16 protein-coding genes and 3 pseudogenes (1 of these 19 cut by a window edge) are annotated in these 19,348 nt (G+C 73.9%); 6 read left to right on the forward strand and 13 right to left on the reverse strand.

The genetic code is table 11. From position 1 onward, the window contains the following. Positions 1 to 153: 153 nt before the first annotated feature. Complete coding sequence (locus tag D455_RS0114605) at positions 154 to 660, reverse strand: hypothetical protein (protein WP_040684880.1); 507 nt, start codon at positions 658 to 660, stop codon at positions 154 to 156. A 5-nt stretch (positions 661 to 665) separates the two neighbouring features. Next, positions 666 to 1,988 (reverse strand): MFS transporter, encoded by a 1,323-nt coding sequence (locus tag D455_RS0114610; protein WP_017571455.1) that lies wholly within the window; start codon positions 1,986 to 1,988, stop codon positions 666 to 668. A gap of 71 nt (positions 1,989 to 2,059) precedes the next feature. Here D455_RS0114610 and D455_RS0114615 point away from each other — a divergent pair, with 71 nt between their 5' ends. After that, on the forward strand, positions 2,060 to 3,055 hold the full coding sequence (locus D455_RS0114615; RefSeq protein WP_017571456.1) for a GlxA family transcriptional regulator: 996 nt from the start codon (positions 2,060 to 2,062) through the stop codon (positions 3,053 to 3,055). Here the strand turns inward: D455_RS0114615 and D455_RS0114620 are convergent. Beyond that, on the reverse strand, positions 3,039 to 3,725 hold the full coding sequence (locus tag D455_RS0114620) for a response regulator (protein ID WP_017571457.1): 687 nt from the start codon (positions 3,723 to 3,725) through the stop codon (positions 3,039 to 3,041). The genes D455_RS0114615 and D455_RS0114620 overlap by 17 nt on opposite strands. Before the next feature lie 70 nt (positions 3,726 to 3,795). After that, complete coding sequence (locus tag D455_RS0114625) at positions 3,796 to 5,061, reverse strand: sensor histidine kinase (protein ID WP_017571458.1); 1,266 nt, start codon at positions 5,059 to 5,061, stop codon at positions 3,796 to 3,798. A gap of 170 nt (positions 5,062 to 5,231) precedes the next feature. Between D455_RS0114625 and D455_RS0114630 the strand changes: the two genes are divergently transcribed. From D455_RS0114630 to D455_RS0114640, 3 genes are all read left to right on the forward strand, one after another. Further along, positions 5,232 to 6,329, forward strand: a complete 1,098-nt coding sequence (locus D455_RS0114630) for an ABC transporter permease (RefSeq protein ID WP_017571459.1) — start codon at positions 5,232 to 5,234, stop codon at positions 6,327 to 6,329. Then, a complete protein-coding gene (locus tag D455_RS0114635) occupies positions 6,326 to 7,009 on the forward strand; it encodes an ABC transporter ATP-binding protein (protein WP_017571460.1) in 684 nt (227 codons plus the stop codon). The genes D455_RS0114630 and D455_RS0114635 overlap by 4 nt, the downstream gene beginning before the upstream one ends. Before the next feature lie 217 nt (positions 7,010 to 7,226). Further along, positions 7,227 to 8,777, forward strand: a complete 1,551-nt coding sequence (locus tag D455_RS0114640; RefSeq protein ID WP_017571461.1) for a vWA domain-containing protein — start codon at positions 7,227 to 7,229, stop codon at positions 8,775 to 8,777. Positions 8,778 to 9,008: 231 nt separating this feature from the next. Here D455_RS0114640 and D455_RS0114645 read toward each other — a convergent pair whose 3' ends face one another. The 6 genes from D455_RS0114645 to D455_RS0114670 all read right to left on the reverse strand — a co-directional run bounded on the left by D455_RS0114645 (position 9,009) and on the right by D455_RS0114670 (position 14,257). Next, positions 9,009 to 9,494, reverse strand: a complete 486-nt coding sequence (locus D455_RS0114645) for a ferritin-like domain-containing protein (RefSeq protein ID WP_017571462.1) — start codon at positions 9,492 to 9,494, stop codon at positions 9,009 to 9,011. A gap of 74 nt (positions 9,495 to 9,568) precedes the next feature. Next, complete coding sequence (locus tag D455_RS0114650; RefSeq protein ID WP_017571463.1) at positions 9,569 to 10,351, reverse strand: putative hydro-lyase; 783 nt, start codon at positions 10,349 to 10,351, stop codon at positions 9,569 to 9,571. Beyond that, on the reverse strand, positions 10,348 to 11,319 hold the full coding sequence (locus tag D455_RS0114655) for a 5-oxoprolinase subunit C family protein (RefSeq protein ID WP_017571464.1): 972 nt from the start codon (positions 11,317 to 11,319) through the stop codon (positions 10,348 to 10,350). The genes D455_RS0114650 and D455_RS0114655 overlap by 4 nt, the downstream gene beginning before the upstream one ends. Positions 11,320 to 11,455: 136 nt before the next feature. Continuing rightward, complete coding sequence (locus tag D455_RS0114660; protein ID WP_017571465.1) at positions 11,456 to 12,073, reverse strand: 5-oxoprolinase subunit B family protein; 618 nt, start codon at positions 12,071 to 12,073, stop codon at positions 11,456 to 11,458. A 25-nt stretch (positions 12,074 to 12,098) separates the two neighbouring features. Further along, positions 12,099 to 12,866: a LamB/YcsF family protein gene (locus D455_RS0114665; protein WP_017571466.1), complete on the reverse strand. Its 768-nt coding sequence runs from the start codon at positions 12,864 to 12,866 to the stop codon at positions 12,099 to 12,101. 140 nt (positions 12,867 to 13,006) lie between these two features. After that, complete coding sequence (locus D455_RS0114670; RefSeq protein WP_017571467.1) at positions 13,007 to 14,257, reverse strand: NRAMP family divalent metal transporter; 1,251 nt, start codon at positions 14,255 to 14,257, stop codon at positions 13,007 to 13,009. A 306-nt stretch (positions 14,258 to 14,563) separates the two neighbouring features. On the opposite strand from D455_RS0114670, the pseudogene D455_RS30485 reads away from it, so the two are divergent. Continuing rightward, positions 14,564 to 15,285 (forward strand): annotated as a pseudogene (locus tag D455_RS30485) (GntR family transcriptional regulator). Between the two features lie 83 nt (positions 15,286 to 15,368). Here the strand turns inward: D455_RS30485 and D455_RS34545 are convergent. Then, positions 15,369 to 15,560: pseudogene (locus tag D455_RS34545) on the reverse strand (IS30 family transposase); the annotation flags it as partial. Between the two features lie 220 nt (positions 15,561 to 15,780). Here D455_RS34545 and D455_RS0114685 point away from each other — a divergent pair. Beyond that, a complete protein-coding gene (locus tag D455_RS0114685; RefSeq protein ID WP_017571470.1) occupies positions 15,781 to 16,569 on the forward strand; it encodes an aminotransferase class IV family protein in 789 nt (262 codons plus the stop codon). Here D455_RS0114685 and D455_RS30495 read toward each other — a convergent pair. Together D455_RS30495 and D455_RS30500 are read right to left on the reverse strand one after the other, a co-directional pair. Then, positions 16,539 to 18,731, reverse strand: coding sequence for an MMPL family transporter (locus D455_RS30495; protein ID WP_017571471.1), 2,193 nt, complete (start codon positions 18,729 to 18,731; stop codon positions 16,539 to 16,541). The genes D455_RS0114685 and D455_RS30495 overlap by 31 nt on opposite strands. A 142-nt stretch (positions 18,732 to 18,873) precedes the next feature. Continuing rightward, a pseudogene (locus D455_RS30500) lies at positions 18,874 to 19,348 on the reverse strand (SDR family oxidoreductase); it runs 970 nt beyond the window's last position.

The raw sequence follows: 19,348 nt of genomic DNA on the forward strand, positions 1-19,348 counted from the left end.
CCATCCCTGAGCCCCTCCGGCGCCTCCGCGCCTCCGCGGAAGCGCCGGGACTCCGCCCTCAAGGAAGCGTCCCCTTCCGGTGGTTCACGGCTCGGGGACGCCGCTTCCGAGCGAAGGAGCGCCTCACCCCGCGGGTCTCCGCCCCATGGCGTGTCACCGGCCGGTGTCCTCCCGGTGGTTCACCGCACGGAAGGGAGCGGACCTCCGCAGGTGGCGCACCCAGTTCACCGCGACGCCGCCGACCACGGCCAGGCAGGCCGCGAGGACGAGCGAGGACAGGATCCACTCCCGGGACCCGTCGGGGCCGTAGACGCGGTTGGAGGCCCCGGCGTCCACGGCCGGGATCCGTGCGCCCTCCTGGCAGGTGTCGCGCCCGGCCGCGTGCAGGTAGACGCCCCTGGGTTCCCCTCCCCCGGCACCGGTGAAGGTTCCGTTGCAGGTGCACGACTCGTGCCCGGGGTGCTGGACGCACGTGAGGCTCGACGCGACGAACACACCCGGCACGCCCTCACCGCGCGCGGCACGCAGTCCCTGCTCCAGTCCGGTGAAGCCCACCCAGGCCACCAGGCCGGCGAGGACCAGCAGCACGACGGAGAATCGCGGTGACGGCCGCCGGGGACGCCCGGCTCCGCGGCCCGCCCCGGAACCGGTGTCCCCCATCCCGTTCACGCCCTCGCCCCCTCACCGTCACGGGCCGCCGCGAACTCCTCGTCGGCGGGCCCGTCCGTGCCGCGCGGCATGGTGATGACCAGCAGCACGGCGACACCGCACAGGGCGGCGGCCATCAGCCACACCGGCCCGTAGCCTCCGGCCACGTCACGGGTGAAGCCGCCGAAGACCGCCATGGCCCCCGCGCCGACCTGGTGGACGGCGTTGACCCACCCGAAGACGATGGCTCCGTCGGCGCCGAAGGTCCGGTGGCACAGCAGGATGGTCGGAGGCACCGTCGCGACGTCGAGCAGCCCGAACAGCACGACGAAGCCCACCATCGACGCTCCGGCCTCCGGCCCGAACAGCGCGGGCAGCACGGCCAGGAGCGCGCCCCGGCCCACGTAGTAGACGACCAGGAGCGCACGCGGGTCCACACGGTCGGTGAGCCACCCGGACAGGACCGTTCCCACCAGGGCGAACACACCGATCGTCGACACCAGGGCGGCGGCGACCGCGACGTCCATCCCGTGGTCCCGCGCGGCGGGCACGAAGTGGGTCCACATGAGGCCGTTGGTGGTCGCGCCGCACACCGCGAACGCCCCTGCCAGGAGCCAGAACCGGCGGTCGCGCACCGAGGAGAGCAGGACCTCCACGGTCCGGCGCGCGGCGCCCCGGTCCGCCCGGGGACGCTCCACGAAGACCGGGGAGCCGTACGGACGCCGCCCCAGGTCGGCCGGGTGGTCCCGGACCACCAGGGCGACGAGGACGACCATCACTCCCGCGGTCAACATCAGGGTCACGAGGGCCGGACGCCACCCCTGGTGGTCGACGATCCAGGCCAACGCGGGCAGGAACACCAACTGGCCGAAGGCGCTGGCGCCGGTCAGGACCCCGATGACCAGACCGCGGCGTTCGACGAACCAGTTGTTGGTCACGGTGGCGGCGAACGTCATCGCCAGCGAACCGGTGCCCGCGCCGATGAGCAGGCCCCAGTAGAGGGTCAGCTGCCAGGAGGTGGTCATGACGGTGGTCAGCCCGGCGCCCACGACGATGGTTCCCAGGGCCGCCAGGGCGACGCGGCGGATACCGAACCGGTCCATCAGCGCCGCCGCGAAGGGGGCGATCAGGCCGTAGACGACCATGTTGACCGAGGCCGCCGTACCGATCATCCCGCGGGACCACCCGTACTCGGTGTGCAGGGGGCCGGTCAGGACTCCGGGCATCCCGGCGAAGGCCGCCGCGGCCACGATGGTCAGGCACGCGACCAGGGCGACCGGCCACGCGCGGTGGAACGGGGAGCGTGCGGGTTTCCGCTCGGAGGCGGTGTCATCAACCATGACCCCAGCCTCCTGCGCGGTCCCCCTCCCCCGACAGTGACCTGAAAGCCAACATGCGCAAGAATCGGGCCATGAGTGTTTTCACGCGCCCCGGACGCCACCGCGTGGCCGTCCTCGTCCGTCACGGCCTGCTGCCCATCGAGTCGGGCATCGTCCACCGCCTGTTCGGCCAGGCGCGCGGTGCCGACGGGGAGCCGCTCTACGAGGTCGTCACCTGTGCGCTGGAACCGGGGGAGGTCGGTACCGACACCGACTTCACGATCAACGTGGCCCACGGCCCGGAGGCCCTCGACGAGGCCGACACGGTGATCCTGCCCGCCGCCGACGAGGACTACGTCGAACGCCCGCACTCCCCCCTCGCTCCGGAACTGGCCGCGGCCGTCGCGCGCATCCCGCCGGACGCGCGCGTGGCCTCGATCTGCACCGGGGCGTTCGTGCTCGCCGCGGCCGGGCTCCTGGACGGGTGCCGCGTGACCACCCACTGGAAGTCCGCGGGGTACTTCCGCGCCATGTACCCGGGCATCGACCTGGATCCGGACGTGCTGTACACCGACAACGGGCGCGTACTGACCGCCGCCGGGGTCGCCTCGGGCATCGACCTGGGCCTGCACATGATCCGCGTCGACCACGGCGCCGCCGTGGCCAACGAGGTGGCGCGCGGCACCGTCGTCCCGCCGCACCGCGACGGCGGCCAGGCCCAGTACATCCGCCGTCCCGTGCCCGAGCCGGAGCGGGCCGCGACGGGCCGGGCGCGCGCCTGGGCCCTGGCACACCTCCACCTCCAGCCGGGTCTGCGGGAGATGGCCCTCCAGGAGTCCATGAGCGTGCGTACCTTCACCCGGCGGTTCCGCGACGAGGTGGGGGTGTCGCCCGGCCAGTGGATCGCCCAGCAGCGCCTGGACCGGGCCCGGCAGCTGCTGGAGGAGTCGGATCTGCCGGTGGACGGGGTCGCGCACGAGGCGGGGTTCGGCACGGCGGCGTCGCTGCGCCAGCACATGCACACCGAACTGGGGGTGTCGCCCAGCGCCTACCGGCGTACCTTCCGGGTCCTCAGTCCACGCGGATGATGCCGCGCTGGAGCGCGGTGGTGATCGCCGCCGTCCGGTTGTCCACCCCGAGCTTGTCGAAGACGTGCACGAGGTGGGTCTTCACCGTGGCCTCGCTGATGAACAGTTCCCGTGAGATCGCCCGGTTGGACAGCCCCCGCGCGAGTAGCCCCAGGATCTCCAGCTCCCGGGAGCTGAGCGCGGGCCGGGGCGAGCGCAGCCGGTCCATCAGGCGGTTGGCCACGTCGGGGGCCAGCGCGGTCCGGCCCCGTGCGGCGGCGTGCACGGCCGCGCACAGCTGGTCGGGCGGGGCGTCCTTGAGCATGTAGCCGGTGGCCCCGGCCTCCACGGCGGCGAGGATGTCGGCGTCGGTGTCGTAGGTGGTCAGCACCAGCACGGGCGTGGGCGCTTCGAGCGCGGTGATCCCGCGGATGGCGGTCACCCCGTCCATGCCCGCGCCCATCCGCAGGTCCATGAGGACCACGTCCACGCCGAGGGCCTCCTCGGCCCCGGGGTCGAGCGCGTCCAGGGCCGCCCGTCCGTCACCGGCTTCGGCGACCACGCGCATGTCGGGCCGCTCGGCGAACACCGCCTTGAGCCCGTGGCGCACGACCGGGTGGTCGTCCACGAGCAGGATGCGCAGCGGAGCGTCGGGGGTTCCCCGGCTCTCCAGCCCCGGAGCCTCTGTCACGGGCCTTCCTTCCTCATCAGTAGCGTCCTGGCGGCCACCGCCACCCGGATCCCCGGGTACGGAGCGCCCTTCACTCTCCGTCCCCACCGGTCAGGGGCAGCCGGACGGCGACCGCGGTCCCCGCGCCGGGCGCGGACTCCACGTCGAGCCGCCCTCCGAGGGCGGCCACCCGCTCGCGCAGGGCGGCGAGTCCGTAACCGGTTCCGTCACCGCGCGGCCCGGTCTCCCCCGGTGTGAACCCCACGCCGTCGTCGTACACGTCCAGGGTGACCTCACCGTCCAGGTATCCGAGTGTGACCACGGCGGTCGTCGCCCGGGCGTGCGCGGTCACGTTGGCCAGACTGGCCTGGGCCGCGCGGAGCAGGGCCACCTCGTACCCCGAGGGCAACCGCACGGGAGCGCCGTCCTCACGGAAGCGGCAGTCGACCCCGGAGGCGGACGCGGTCTGTGCGCACAGGCGTTCCAGTGCCTCGGGCAGGTTGCCCCCGGCCAGGGAGGGCGGGGCGAGGTCGCGTACGAAGCGGCGGGCCTCGGCGAGGTTGACCGAGGCGCTCTCGCGTGCCTCCACGATCCGGGTCGCTGCCAGTCCCGGATCCCCCGGCAGGGCGTTCTCGGCGGAGCGCAGCAGCAGCACGATGCTGGAGAGCCCCTGGGCGAGGGTGTCGTGGATCTCCCGGGACAGGCGTTCGCGCTCGTCCAGGACGCCGGTGCGGCGCTGGGAGGCGGCGAGTTCGTCGCGGGTGCGGGTGAGGGTGTCGATGAGTTCGCGCCGCCGCTCGCTCTCCCGGGACAGCGCCGTGTACCCGACCGCGATGGCCACCGCGAACGCCGCACCGAGGACGGGACCGAGGACCATACCGGCGGTGAGGTCCCCGGTGTGCAGGACCTGGCCGGCGATCGCGGCCCCGGTGATCACCACGACCGCGACCACCGAGTGCGCTCCCCGCAGCAGGTGCAGGTGGAGGAAGTACAGGGGGAAGGCCAACCACACGAAGTCGGGCGCGGCCCACGTCAGCAGGGCCCACAGGGCGGTGACCGAGGCCAGCCACACCAGGGCCCGCGCACCGGGCGCACCGGTGCCGAGGGCGGGCGCGGGACGGAGTCCGGCGACCGGACCGCCCGCGCCGTAGAGGGCGCCGAGCAGCGCCGCGCCGCACAGGACCGTCCACCGGATCCCGGGCTGGAGGGGACCGGCGGTGTCGGCGGTGGAGAGCCCGTACCGGATGACGGCGACCACCAGCAGGAACAGGAAACAGGCGTGCAGCAGCAGGCGCAGTGCCCGCAACACCGTCGCCGCCCCGGGAAGTTCGGGTGCCCGCCCGCCGCCGTACCGCATCCTGGCAGCGTACGACGGGTCCGGCGGCCGGGACATCAACCGTTCGATGGAGTTCGGGCTCCATCCCGCCGACCCGCGCGGACGCACCGTTTCCCCGATGTGCGGGGGCGCCCGTCCGCGTGAGCCTGGGGGCGCACACCAACCGAGTACCTCCAGGAAGGAGGCCCGCCGTGTTCGTCGCCCTTCGCGACATCCGCTTCGCCAGGGGACGGTTCGCGCTGATGGGCTCCGTGGTCGCCCTCATCACCCTGCTGGTCGTCCTGTTGTCGGGACTGACCGCGGGGCTGGCCGACCAGTCCACCTCAGCGGTCACGCACCTGCCCGCCAGCCACGTCGCCTTCGGCACGTCCGGGGACGACGCCCCGGAGGAGTCCTACGCCAACAGCACCGTCACCCGGGGCCAGCTCGACGCCTGGTCCGGCACCGAGGGCGTGCGCTGGGCCGAACCGCTCGGCATCACCCGCGGCCGCGTCGAACTCGGCGACGGTGACTCCGCCGCCGTGGCCCTGTTCGGCGTTCCGCGGGGCGGCCATCTGGCCCCCGAGGGCCTCGACGGCGCCGACGGGCTGGTGGTGGGCGAGGAGACCGCCGGGGAGCTCGGGATCGACGCGGGCGACACCGTCACCGTCGCGGGCTCCGAGCTCACCGTGGACGCCGTCACCGGGACCCGCCACCACAGCCACATGCCGGTCGTGTGGACCGGCGTCGACACGTGGCGGGACCTGGACCCGCGCGTGCGGCACGCCGAGGGCGACGACGCGCCGATCGCGAACGTGATCGCCGCCGAGGTCGTCCTGGAGGAGGCCGCCGCCAGCGCCGACGACCGTGCGGGCACCGTGTCGGCCACCCGCTCCGACAGCCTCGCCGCCATCGGTTCGTTCTCCTCCGAGAACGGATCGCTGGTCACCATGCAGGGGTTCCTGTACGCGATCTCCGCGCTGGTCATCGGCGCGTTCCTGACCGTGTGGACCATCCAGCGCTCCGGTGACGTCGCCATCCTCAAGGCGCTCGGGAGCTCCACCCGCTACCTGCTGCGCGACGCGCTCGCCCAGGCGCTCATCGTCCTGGTCGCGGGCACCGCCGTCGGCGGGGCGGTCGGGGTGGCGCTGGGCGCGGTGGCCGCCGGGTCCCTGCCCTTCGCCCTGACCCCGGCCACCACGGTCGGCCCGGTGGTCGCCATGGTCGTGCTGGGCATGCTCGGCTCGGTCCTGGCCGTCCACCGCATCACCTCCGTCGATCCGCTGACGGCCCTGGGAGGCGTCCGATGAGCCTGGAACTGCGTGACGTGACCCTGACCTACCCCGACGGCGACGGGTCGGTGACGGCCCTGGACCGGGTGTCGGTGCGGGTGGGACCCGGGGAGACGGCCGCCGTGGTCGGCCCCTCCGGATCGGGCAAGTCGAGCCTGCTGGCGGTGGCCGCCACCCTCGTCCGTCCGGACTCGGGCTCGGTGGTGGTCGGCGGCACCGACACCCTCGGGCTGCGGCCGGGGGAGACGGCCGAACTGCGCCTGCGCGAGGTGGGGATCGTCTTCCAGCAGCCGAACCTGGTCAGCTCGCTCACCGCCGTGGAGCAGCTGGTGGTCACCGAGCACATGCGCTCCCGGTCGCCGCGCGAGGCGCGGACGGGGGCGATGGAGACGCTGGCCGCCGTGGGCCTGTCCGGGAGGGAGCACCGGCGCCCGCACCAGCTGTCGGGGGGCGAGCGCCAGCGGGTGAACATCGCCCGCGCCCTGGTGGGACGGCCGAGCGTGCTGCTGGTGGACGAGCCGACGGCCGCCCTGGACCACGACCGCGGGGCCCGGATCATGGACCTGCTCGGCGAGGCCACCCGGACCTTCGACGTGGCGACGCTGCTGGTCACGCACGACACCGAGTACCTGGACGTGGCCGACCGGGTGCTGGAGATGCGTGACGGGCGACTGACCGCGTTGGGTACGGCCGGGTAGGGGCCGCGTGTTCGCGGGCGCGCACCGAACGCGCCGTCGGGGCGTCGCCCGGATCCGCGTTCACGGGTTCCGATCCTTCCGGTTCCCCGCCGTGGGACGGCGGCGGGGAACCGGAGGTGGCCCGTTCCGGACGCGCTCCCTCCCCGCGAACGTCGGTGCCGCCTCCTAGGCTGAGACCACGCCGCCCCGGGCCGTCCCGACACCCCACGGAGACCGCATGCACCTGTCAGCACTGTTGGACTTCGACGTCCTGCCCCTGGACACCGACGACGCCGTGTCGGTCCTGATCGACGTCACCGCGCCCGAACGCGAGGAGGACACCCGGCGTCCGCCCGCCACCCTCCAGGTCGTGCTGGACCGCAGCGGCTCCATGGGCCGCGGCCGTCTGGACGGCGCGGTGCGGGCCCTGCTCTCGCTGGTGGACCGGCTCGCGCCCACCGACAACTTCGGGCTCGTGTCCTTCAACGGCGAGGCCCGGGTCGAGGTGCCGTGCGGACCGCTGACCGACAGGGCGGAGGTGCGCCGCCGCATCGCGGCCCTGCGCGCGTCGGGGGGCACCGACCTGTCCAGCGGGCTGCTGCGGGGCGTGCAGGAGGCCCGCCGCGCCAGCACCGGCCGGGGCGCCACCCTGCTGCTGGTCTCGGACGGGCACGCCAACCAGGGCGTCACCGAGCACGCGCCGCTCGCGCGGGTGGCGCGGGACGCCTACGCCCACGGGGTCACCACCACGACCCTGGGATACGGCCTCGGCTACGACGAGGAGCTGCTCGGCGCGCTGGCCGACGGCGGCGCGGGCAGCGCCCTCTTCGCGGAGGACCCCGACACCGCGGGCGGCCTCATCGCGCAGGAGGCCGAGTACCTGCTGGCCAAGACCGTCCAGGCCGCGTCGCTGCGGGTTCCGGTCGGACCCCACCTGCGCGCCGTCGGCGTGGTGGGCGAGATGCCGTCCCACCGGCTGGCCGACGGGTCCGTGGTGGTGGAGCTGGGCGACTTCCACTCCGGGGAGAGGCGCCGCCTGCTGCTGCGCCTGGAGGTGCCGGGGATGTCCGCGCTGGGCGTCACCACCGTCACCACCCTCGAAACCACCTACGTGGATCCGGAGACGCTGACCACCTACACCGCGACCCTGCCCGTCACCGTCAACGTGGTTCCGGGTGACGAGGCGTCCGGACGCGTGCCCCGTCCGGAGGTGCGCACCGAGGAGGCCCTGCAACGGGCGCAGACCGCCAAGCGGGAGGCCAGCGAGGCCCTGCGCAGGGGCGACCGGAACGCGGCGGCCGAGGGGTTGGAGCGGGCGCGCCGCGGCCTGCTGGACCTCCCGGCGCCCGGTGCTCCGGGCGCGCCCGGAGCGGGGTCGCGGAGCGCCGCCCCGCCGGCCCGGCCGTCCCCGGACGTGGCCGCGCAGGTGACCGAACTGGACCGGATGGCGCGGATGGCGCGGCGGGACGACGCGGCACGCGCCTCCAAGACGCTCTACGCCAGCCAGTCGGGCTACTCGCGCAAGAGCGGCCGCCAGCGGGGGCCGGGGGCGTCTCCCGGCGGTGACCAGGGTGCCCGCCGTGTCACCGGTGACGCTGGTCGGGGCGGGGGTCCCGGACACGGGGCGGACGGTACCGGCGAACGGGACGCCGCGGCCGAAGGCGGTCAGCAGGGTTCGGGAGGGCGCCAGCGCGGTGGCCGGCGCGTCCGCCGGATCCGGGGCGAACAGACCGACGGGGGCCGCCCCACCCCCGACCAGGGACCCACGCCGCCGCGACGGGAGTCCTGAGCCTCCCGGTCCGGGCGTCCGTTGGCACCCGTCGGCGCCCAACGGTGCCCGGACCGGGGCCGCTCCCCCGCTTCGGGGCACGGCCCCGCACACGCGAGGCGCCCGGCCGGGATGTCCCGACCGGACGCCTCACCAGGCTGCTCGCGGCGAGCGACCGGCACCGCGTGTCGCGACGACCGCCGGGACCCGCCCGTCTCCGGACGTGCCCCGGGGCGGGTCCGCGCCGCGCCGTTACCGGCTGGCCGCGGTGAGCGCCCCCTGCACCGCGCCCGGAAGCTTCTCCTCCAGGAAGCGGGCCATGTCCTCCTCCTGGTGGAGGATGGAGGTCAGCTTGAGCGCGATCTGCTCCTCGCCCAGCTCGTGGGCCGTGTCGATGAGCGCACGGTAGGAGGCGATCTCGAAGTGCTCGGCCGCGTAGTCGGTGATGGCGTTCTTGACCATCGTGTCGCCCGCGGGGCGGTTCGCCATGCCCTGCACGGCCCCCATCATCCCGGCCAGGGCGCTCTTGACGCCGGAGACACTGCCGCCCAGCGACTCGATGCACCCCTTGACCGTCTCCGCCTGTCCGCGGGTCTCCTCGATGTGCCGCGTGATGCGCGCGTGGACCTCGGGGTCGCCCTCCGCGTCCTTGGCGTGGCGCTCCAGGGTCTCCTCCAGGGACTTCTCCATCGAGTAGGCGTCATTGAGCCAGTCGAGAAACTGCTCACGGCTGTTCACGTCGGTTCCCCCTCGTTCGACGGTCTCCGCTCGTCCTCGGACCCGCGGCTACCCCCGTCCCCGGAGGGCAAACGTCAGGGCACCTGGTAGGAGGAGTCCCGCACGTCGGTGATGGCCATGTGGCCGGGGGCGTGGCCGATGGCGAACTCCGGGGCGGAGGCGGTCACGGCCGCCTGCGGGGTCACTCCGCACGCCCAGAAGACGGGGACCTCGCCGGGGCGCACCTCCACCGGATCGCCGTAGTCCGGCCGGTCCAGGTCCGTGATGCCCAGCGCGGCGGGGTCGCCCACGTGCACCGGAGCGCCGTGGACCGCCGGGTAGCGCGAGGTCACGCGGACCGCGTCGGCCACCCGGTCGGCGGGGATCGGCCGCATGGACACCACCAGCGGACCGCTGAACCGGCCCGCCGGGCGGCACCGCCGGTTGGTCGCGTACATGGCCACGTTGGTACCCGCCTCGATGTGGCGAACCGGCACACCGGCCTCCAGCAGCGGCGCCTCGAAGGTGAAGCTGCACCCGATGAGGAAGGCCACCAGGTCGTCCCGCCAGAGGTCGGTGACGTCGGTGCGCTCCTCCACCAGCTCCCCGCTCCGGTAGACCCGGTAGGCGGGCAGGTCCGTGCGCAGGTCGCCGTCGAGGACCGAGGCGCTGACCTGCCCCGGCTCGGTGACGTCCAGTACGGGGCAGGGTTTGGGGTTGCGCTGGGCGAACAGGAGGAAGTCGAAGGCCGCCTCACGGGGCAGGGCGATGAGGTTGGCCTGCGCGTAGCCCGCGCTGTATCCGGAGGTCGGGACCCGGAGTCCGTCACGGAACAGCGCGCGGGCCCGGGAGGGGCTGAGGTCGGCTGGCGGGGTCATGTCTCCTGCCTTTCGGTGGGCGGGCCGGAGGGCCGTGTTCGGAGGGTGAACCGCACGCGGGTGCCGGGGCGGGCCTGGGCCGCCCGGGGCAGGTCCGCGGCGCACACGACGGCCACGACCGGGTAGCCGCCGGTCACGGGGTGGTCGGCCAGGAACAGCACCGGTTCGCCCCCGGGCGGAACCTGGAGCGCCCCCGCGACCATGCCCTCGCTGGGCAGTTCACCGGTGCGCGCCCGGTCCAGGACGGGGCCGGACAGGCGGGCGCCGACCCTGTCGCTGCGCGGGGTGACCTCGTACGCGGAGGAGAGCAGTGTGTCGACGGCCGCGTCGGTGAACCAGTCCTCGCGCGGCCCCAGGACCACGCGCAGGACCGTCTCGGGCCCGCCCACGGGTGCGGTGGGGGCGTGGTCCACGTTCGGGAAACCGGTGGGCGCGGGCCCGACCGGGAGCAGCGTTCCCGGCGCGGGGAGGTCGGGCCCCAGCCCGGCCAGGACGTCGGTGCTGCGCGAACCCAGGACCGGCGGGACGTCCACCCCGCCGCGTACGCCCAGGTAGGAACGCAGGCCGCGGGCGGGCGCACCCATGGCCAGCTCCGCCCCGTCGGGTAGGTGCAGCACGGTGTTGGTGGCCGCGCCGCGACCGTCCACCCGCAGCGGGGTGTCGGCCCCGGTGACGGCGACGGTCACCGGCCCCCGGGCGCGCACGCGCAGTCCTCCCAGAGTGGTCTCCAGGGCGGCGGCGCCCTCGGGGTTGGCGAGCAGCCGGTTGGCCAGGGCGTAGGAGTCGGTGTCGGCGGCGCCGGAGCGGCCCACGCCCAGGTCGGCGTGGCCGAACCGGCCCGCGTCCTGGACCGTGGTCATGGGTCCGGTGGCCACGATCTCCAGGGCGCGGCGCCGGGCGCTCGGGCCGTCCCCGGGTCCCGCCGTCGTGCGCGGACCCGCCGTCCGGGTTGCCGTGCGCGTGCTCATGCGGCCCTACCTTCTTGGGTGCGCCCCGACCGTCCGCGTCGACGGAGCCGTGCGGGCGGGCCGGGGATGGCTTTCATGCTGACCGCACCGAACGGCGCCGGGAGCACGGCCCGCCGCGTCCGGTGGTTCTGCGGTGTCAGGACGCCTCCGCGTCCGTGAAACGTACGCGGACGCCCGGCCGGAGCAGGCCGGGCGGCTCGCGGTCCAGGTCCCAGATCCGGGCGCCGGTGCGGCCCAGCAGCTGCCAGCCCCCCGGGGAGCTGCGCGGGTAGACCCCCGTGAACTCCCCCGCCAGCGCCACCGACCCGGCGGGCACGCGGGTGCGCGCCTCGCCGCGCCGGGGCACGTGCAGGCGCGGGTCGTCGCCGACCATGTAGCCGAACCCGGGCGCGAAGCCGCAGAACGCGACCGTCCAGGTGGCGCCGGTGTGCGCCTCGACCAGTTCGCGCCGGGTCAGGCCGGTCAGTTCGGCGACGTCGTCGAGGTCCTCGCCGTCGTAGAACACCGGGATGGTGACGGTCTCGCCGAAGTCGCGCCGGCCGCCCGGGGCCAGCGGCAGCCCGGTGACGGCCGCGGCGACCATGTCCGGGTCGGTCCCGGGTCCGATCCGTAGCAGCAGGGTGCGTGCGGCGGGGACGACGTCGGTGACCCCCGGGACGGGCTCGGCCTCCAGCGCGGCGCGCAGCGCGATCACCTCGGCCAGGTCCGCGACCTCCACGAGCACACCTGTGTCCGCGCACCTCAGGACGCGCACGGCGCCTCCTCTCCGTCACAGGACCTCATACGTCCTCCCGTGTGAACGGCGCGACGGTGACGCCCTCGGCGCGCAGCCGCCCGGCCACGGCCCGGGCGATGTCCACCGCTCCGGGGCTGTCGCCGTGCACGCACAGGGAGTCGGCCTCGATGACGATCCGGGTGCCGTCGACCGCCTCGACCGGTTCGCCGTGGGCGATGCGCAGACAGCGTTCGGCGATCGCCTCGGAGTCGTGCAGGACGGCGCCGGGCTCGCGCCTGGGGACCAGCGTGCCCTCCGGGGTGTACGCGCGGTCGGCGAACGCCTCGCGGTGGGTGGGCAGTCCGGCCTCCTCGGCCAGGCGCAGGAACTCCGAGCCGGGCAGGCCCAGCACGGGCATGCCGGGGTCGAACTCCCGCACCGCCGCGACGACGGCGGCGGCCTGCTTCTCGTGGTGCACGATCGCGTTGTAGAGCGCGCCGTGCGGCTTGACGTAGCGGACGCGGTCGTCGGCCAGACGGGTGAACGCCGACAGGGCGCCCATCTGGTAGACCACCTCGTCGGTCAGCTCGGCGGGCGGGACGTCGAGGAAGCGGCGCCCGAACCCGGCCAGGTCGCGGTAGCCCACGTGGGCGCCGACGGCCACTCCCCCGGCCGCGGCGTCGAGCGTGGTACGGCGCAGGACGGACGGATCACCGGCGTGGAAGCCGCAGGCGACGTTGGCGCTGGTGACGACGGACAGCAGTGCCCTGTCGTCACCCAGCTCCCAGCGGCCGAAGCTCTCGCCGAGGTCGGAGTTGAGATCGATGCGCAACGTCGGTACCCCCTCGTTCTCTTGTCCCCCTCGCGGGGGCGGTCACGCGCCGGTCGGCCGTACCGGTCGACCGGCCGCTCTCCGTTTCGCGTTCTCCAGGTTTCCAGGCCGTCCCGGGCCCTGTCCCGGGAACCCCGGCGCTACCGCCAGAGATCGGCGATGCCGCCCAGGGAACCGATGGCCATGTACGCGGTGAGTGCCCACGCGGCGATCCCGATGGCGATCAGCCAGCGCGGGTAGCGGTAGCCGCCCAGGAGGTCGCGGGAGCGTCGGGCCGCGACCCACAGCAGGATGCCGAGGCCGACCGGCAGGATGACGCCGTTGAGGGCACCGGCCAGGATCAGCAGGGTGTTCGGCGCCTGGCCGGACAGCAGGAGGATCAGCAGCGAGACGGCGATGAACGCGGTGACCAGGACGCCGCGGCGCCTCTCCAGCCACGGGTGGAAGGTCGTGACGAAGGAGATCGAGGTGTAGGAGGCGCCGATGACGGAGCTGACCGCCGCGGCCCACAGGATCACGCCGAACACGCGCATGCCGGCCTCGCCCGCGGCCTGGTGGAAGGCCTCGGCGGAGGGGTTGGCGGCCGCCATGATGTCGGCGCCGCCCGCGACGACGCCGAGGATGGCCAGGAACAGGACCACGCGCATGACTCCGGTGACGATGATGCCGGTCACGGAGGTCTGCGTGATGGCCGGGAGGTTGTCGCGTCCGCCCCGGCCCGCCTCGACGAGGCGGTGCACTCCCGCGTAGGTGATGTAGCCGCCGACGGTACCGCCGATGATGGTGACGGTGGCCAGGAAGACGTCCGCGCCGAGCCCCTCGGGCATGACGGCCTGGCGCAGGGCCTCGCCGACCGGGGGCTGGGAGACGAAGGCGACGTACACGGTCAGGGCGATCATGACCAGGCCGAGCACGACCAGGACACGGTCCAGGGCCACGCCCAGCTTCTTCACGCCGAGGATGACGACGGCCAGGACCGCGGAGATGACGGCGCCGACCTCGGGATCGGTCCCGAGCATGGCGTCCAGGCCCAGACCCGTGCCCGCGAGGTTGCCGACGTTGAAGATCAGGCCGCCGAAGACGATGAGGGCGGCCAGCACGTGGCCCGCTCCGGGCACGACCCTGTTGGCCAGGTCCTGGGCGCGCATGTTGGCGACGCCGACGACCCGCCAGATGTTCAGCTGGACGGCGATGTCGACCAGGATCGAGATCAGGATCGCGAACGCGAAGGTCGCGCCGAGCTGTGCGGTGAACGTGGTGGTCTGGGTGATGAAGCCGGGGCCGATGGCGCTGGTGGCCATGAGGAACATCGCGCCGAGCAGACTGCTGCTCAGCGCGACCCGCCCGACGCGGGGGCGCACCTTCTCGGGCGCGGGGGGTGTGTCACCCATCGGTCTCTCCAGGGGAAGAAGGGCGGTGGCTCTGTGACCAACCTCGCTATCGTTGGATTGTTGAACGATACTTCAATCCAACAAGGCGGGTAAAGGGCCGGTCAGCAAAAACCCAGGTCATCTACGCCCCAGAACGCGCTCCCTTCCCAGCGGTAACAGGAAAAGCTTCGCGCGGCACCTTCCGGAAGCCCTGCGGCAGGGGGCTCCCGGTCCGACGAACCGACCTCCACCGATCCCCGCTCCCCGCGGGTGCTCCGCGTCGGTGACAATGGAGTAACAGACACCAGCCCCCCGTTAGGAGCTCCTGTGACGGCCACGGACGCCCGCACCGACCGGCCCAGCGGCCGTACGCGCCTCCTCCCCCCGTTGCCGACCCAGGCCGAACGGGTCGCGGAGCTGCTGCGCGAGTCGCTCATCGACGGGGCGTACCCGCCGGGGCAGCGGCTGGGGGGGGNCTGTCGGAGGAGCGGCTCTGCGAGGAGTTCGGGGTCTCACGCAACACCCTGCGCGAGGCGTTCCGGCTGCTGGTGCGCGAGCGGCTGCTGGTGCACCAGATGCATCGGGGCGTGTTCGTCGGCCTTCCCACCAGCGAGGACGTCCGCGACCTGTTCCAGGCCCGCAGGACCCTGGAGCTTTCCTCGATCAGGGGAGCGGTGGCCCCCTCCGAGGAGGCGGTGCGGCTGGTCGGCACGGCCGTGGACGAGGGCGAGGCCGCACGGGACCGGCGGGACTGGTGGGGGATCGGCACCGCCAACATGCGTTTCCACCAGGCCGTCGCTGGGCTGGCGGGGAGCCCGCGGGTGAACGGGTTCATGAGCCAGGTGCTGGCCGAGACCCGGCTGGTGTTCCACGTGATGGACGCGCCCAAGGAATTCCACGTCCCGTACCTGGACTGGAACCGGAGGATCCACACGCTGCTGGCCTCGGGCGACGCCGCGGGCGCCGCGGAGGAGCTGACGACCTACCTGGAGACGTCGGAGCACCAGTTGGTCACCGCGTTCACCGACATGGAACGGCGGCGGGACTGACGACGGGGACCGGGAAGGTCCACCGGCCCGCTTCGTTCGCCGTGACGCTCCTCGTACTCATGGCGCGTCTCGACGGCTTGGTGTCAGGCGGCTGTTGCGACGAGGAACCTGTTGGCAGCCTCGGCCGGGGTGGCCCAGCCCAGAGTCCGACGGGGGCGGCCGTCGAGCTCGGCGGCCACCCCGTCCGACTCCTTCTGCGACCAACCACGAAAGTCCGTGCTGGACCGGGGAAAGTACTGGCGCAGCAACCCGTTGGTGTTCTCGTTGGAACCGCGCTATGAGTACAGGATCAGCGCAGGTCAGAGCCCATACGTCACACCAGCGACGTTTCCGGCCAGCCCATCGGCGCCGGAGACCGGCGGCGGGCCGGGCAGGAAGGGCCGCCCTCCTGGACGGACCCCGCCATCCCCGGCGCGGGAACCGCCCGTCAGGGGCCGGACACCGGAGCGGGAAAGCCCGCCAACGAAGGTCCCGAAGTGCCATCATGGGGACCTCATGGAACTGAACGGACGCCCCGTCAGCAAGGCGGAACTCGCGGGCCTCGCCCTCTACGGCTACGGCCACTTCACCACCATGCTCGTCACCGACCTCCGCGTTCGCGGGCTCGACCTCCACATGGAGCGCCTGGTCCGCGACTGCCGGACCCTCCTCGGCGCCGACCTCGACGTCCCCCGGGTCCGCGAGCTCGCCCGCCGCTCCGCGCGCGCCCACCCCTCCCCCTCGGTGGTCCGCGTCACCGTCTTCGACCCCCACATGGACCTGGGCCGCCCCTCCGCACGCCAACTCCCCCACGTCCTCGTCACCACCCGTCCCGCGCCCCACGCCTCCACTCCCCCACCGGTGCGCCTGGGCACCCGGCTGTTCACCCGCGACACCCCGCAGGTCAAGAGCACCAGCCTGTTCGGAGGGCTCCGCCAGCGCCGCGCCGCCCAGCTGGACGGCTACGACGACGCCCTGTTCACGGGCGTGGACGGACGGGTCTCGGAGGGCCCCACCTGGAACATCGGTTTCCTGGACGGGGGAGGCGTGGTCTGGCCGCAGGCCCCCTGTCTGCCGGGGGTGACCACACAACTGGTCGAGCGGGTGGCCGAGAACCTGGGGGTCCCCGTGTCCACCCGGCCGATCGCCGCCGCCGCGAGCACCCGCATGGCGGGCGGGTTTGTCACCAACGCCACCACGGGCGTACGTCCGGTGGCCGCCATCGACGGCGTCCACCTGCCCCAGGCGGCGCTGGTCCGCAAGCTCGCCGCCGCCTACGCCGAGCTACCGGGCGACCCGCTGTAGGCGCCGGGCTCCTCCCCCGCGGACTCCCCGGCCGGGTGCCTCCCCGCCCTGCCCGGCCACCACACGCGCGGCCCGACGTCCAGCGACAGGGCGGGCACCAGCACCGTCCGCACGAGCAGCGCGTCCACCAGCACCCCGAACGCCACCAGGAACGCCAGCTGGAGCAGGAACAGCAGCGGGATCCCCGCGAGGGCCGCGAAGGTCACCGCCAGCACCACCCCGGCCGAGGTGATCACCCCGCCGGTCACGGTCAGCGCGCGCGGCACGCCCTCGCGGTGCCCGTGCCGCAGCGTCTCCTCCCTGGCCCGTGACATGAGGAAGATGCTGTAGTCGACGCCCAGCGCCACCAGGAACACGAACGCGAACAGCGGCACCACCGGGTCCGCTCCGGGAAGGTCGAGCACGTGCTGGAACAGCAGCGTTCCCACACCCAGCGCGGCGGCGAAGGACAACACGTTCGCGACCATCAGCAGCAGAGGCGCCACCAGCGAACGCAGCAGCGGGATGAGCACGAGGAACACCACCACGAGCACGAGCGGCACGACGACCGTGAAGTCGCGCTGGGCGGTCTCCAGGGTGTCCAGGTCGGTGGCGCTCACACCGCCGACCAGGGCGCCGGCGCCCTCCACCCCGTCCAGCTCCGCGCGCAGGTCGCGCACGGCGTCCACCGCCTCGGCCGACTCGGGGCCGACCGTGAGCACCGCCTCGACCAGGACACGGCCGTCCTCGACCAGGGGCGACGGGTCGGCGCCGGGCGGACCGGGTTCGGTCACCGGTGCGGCGTCCTCCACCAGCGGCAGGCGCTCGGCGGCCTCCACGACCTCGTCCAGGTGATCGGCGTCGGCCACCACCAGGGCGGGCGCCGCGCTGGCCTCGGACCCGAAGCCCCGGTCCAGCACCCCCTGGGCCTCCACCGCCTCCACCTCGGTGCGGAAGACCTCGGCCTGACCGGTGCCCCCGGCGTCGAACTGGGGCGCGAACGCGGCCGCGGCGGCCAGGACGGCGGTGGTGACGATCCAGTACAGGCGCGGCCTGCGGGAGACGGTGGTCGCCAGGCGACCCCAGAACCGGTGGCCCTCCACGACCTCCTCCAGGCTTCCGTCCGCCCGGCCCGTGCTGTGCGGGGCCACGGGCCAGAACGCCGCGCGCCCGCACAGGGCGAGCACGGCGGGCAGGAAGGTCATCGCCGAGAGCAGGGCGGCGACGACACCGATGGCGACCACCGGCCCGAGGCTGCGCGTGGAGGACAGGTCGGCGGCGAGCAGGCAGAGCAGGCCGAGGACGACGGTTCCGCCGGAGGCCAGGACCGGTCCGGTCACGCCCCGCACGGCGGCCATGACCGCCTCGGGCACGCGCTCGCGGACGGCCAGTTCCTCCCGGTAACGGGCCACGAGCAGCAGCGCGTAGTCGGTGCAGGCGCCCACGACCAGGATGAAGAGGATGCCCTGGCTCTGGCCGTTGAGGCTGACCAGCCCGGTGTCGGCCGCCAGGTAGACCAGCGCCCCGGACAGGCCGAGGGCGAGCAGGCAGGCGAGGATGACCAGTACCGGCAGCAGCGGCGACCGGTAGACGGCCACCAGGATGATCAGGACGGCGGTCACGGCCACGAGCAGGAGCGTGGAGTCGACACCGCCGAAGGCCGCGGCCAGGTCGGCGGCGAACCCCGCCGGTCCGGTGACCTGAGCCTGGAGGTCGGAGACGGGGGCCTCGGCGAGGATCGCGCGCAGCTCCCCGACCGCGTCGCCGGTGTCGTGGGACGCGTCGATCGGCACCACGAACTGGGCGACGGAGGGGTCCTCGGTGCCCGGGAAGGGGCCGACGACGGTTCCCGAGACCCAGGGTTCCTCGCCCACGCGCTCGGCGACCGCGGCGATCTCGGCCAGCTCCTCCCCGGAGATCTCCCCGCCGCCGTCCTCCCGGGAGAGGACGGCGACCGCCGGGACCGCGTCCTCCCGGTCGAACTCCTCGGCGATCTCGCTGACCTCGGTGGACTCGGCGCCCACGGGCAGGAACGCGGACGGGTCGTTGGTCTGCACCTCGCCGAGCCTGCCCAGGAACATGCCGAGCGGCCCGGCTCCCACCAGCCACACCAGGGCGGTCAGCAGGGCCGCTCCGACCCACCAGCGCGACCGGCGCGGCGGCCGGGCGTCGTCCTTGTCCACGTTCGCGTTACCTCTCGTGCCGGTGCTTTGACTCAAAATTAAAGCATCTCGCTTTTCGAGCTATTAACGGGCACGAGACTACCGCCCTCCGCACGCGCCACACGCCCGCCCCCGCCATGCGCTCACGCCGCCCGGCCCACCGTCAGCGGCGATCAACCCCCTCGGCGGTCGAGGCGATGTTGTCGGCCATGGCGCCGAACACGAACCCGTGGAAGGGCGTGACGGCCTTCCAGTACAGGTGCCCCAGCAGTCCGCGCGGGTGGAAGAGGGCGCGCTGGTGGTAGACCGTGCGTCCGCGCACGCGGCTCACGCCCAGCTCCAGCCAGGCGGGTCCGGGCAGGCGCATCTCCGCCCGCAGACGCAGCAGCTCACCCGGAACGACCTCCTCCACCCGCCAGAAGTCCAGCGAGTCGCCCACGCGCAGCCTCTGGGGATCGCGCCTGCCACGGCGCGGGCCGACCCCGCCCACGGCCAGGTCGATCCAGCCGCGCGCCGCCCAGGCCAGGGGCCACGAGTACCAGCCGTGCTCTCCGCCGATCCCCTCCACGACCCGCCACACCGCCTCCGGCGCGGCGTCGACGTACCGGGCGCGCACGTCGGTGTAGAGGCTGGCGGGC

Source organism: Nocardiopsis halotolerans DSM 44410, from assembly GCF_000341065.1.
In the GTDB taxonomy this organism is placed as follows: domain Bacteria; phylum Actinomycetota; class Actinomycetes; order Streptosporangiales; family Streptosporangiaceae; genus Nocardiopsis; species Nocardiopsis halotolerans.

What these genes read in the sequence shown, in the direction of transcription:
- D455_RS0114650 (WP_017571463.1), bottom strand. Translation starts at nt 10,351, where the DNA reads ATGACCCCGCCAGCCGACCTCAGCCCCTCCCGGGCCCGCGCGCTGTTC.
- D455_RS0114640 (WP_017571461.1), top strand. Translation starts at nt 7,227, where the DNA reads ATGCACCTGTCAGCACTGTTGGACTTCGACGTCCTGCCCCTGGACACC.
- D455_RS0114685 (WP_017571470.1), top strand. Translation starts at nt 15,781, where the DNA reads ATGGAACTGAACGGACGCCCCGTCAGCAAGGCGGAACTCGCGGGCCTC.
- D455_RS0114615 (WP_017571456.1), top strand. Translation starts at nt 2,060, where the DNA reads ATGAGTGTTTTCACGCGCCCCGGACGCCACCGCGTGGCCGTCCTCGTC.
- D455_RS0114635 (WP_017571460.1), top strand. Translation starts at nt 6,326, where the DNA reads ATGAGCCTGGAACTGCGTGACGTGACCCTGACCTACCCCGACGGCGAC.
- D455_RS0114670 (WP_017571467.1), bottom strand. Translation starts at nt 14,257, where the DNA reads ATGGGTGACACACCCCCCGCGCCCGAGAAGGTGCGCCCCCGCGTCGGG.
- D455_RS0114655 (WP_017571464.1), bottom strand. Translation starts at nt 11,319, where the DNA reads ATGAGCACGCGCACGGCAACCCGGACGGCGGGTCCGCGCACGACGGCG.
- D455_RS0114610 (WP_017571455.1), bottom strand. Translation starts at nt 1,988, where the DNA reads ATGGTTGATGACACCGCCTCCGAGCGGAAACCCGCACGCTCCCCGTTC.
- D455_RS0114625 (WP_017571458.1), bottom strand. Translation starts at nt 5,061, where the DNA reads ATGCGGTACGGCGGCGGGCGGGCACCCGAACTTCCCGGGGCGGCGACG.
- D455_RS0114605 (WP_040684880.1), bottom strand. Translation starts at nt 660, where the DNA reads ATGGGGGACACCGGTTCCGGGGCGGGCCGCGGAGCCGGGCGTCCCCGG.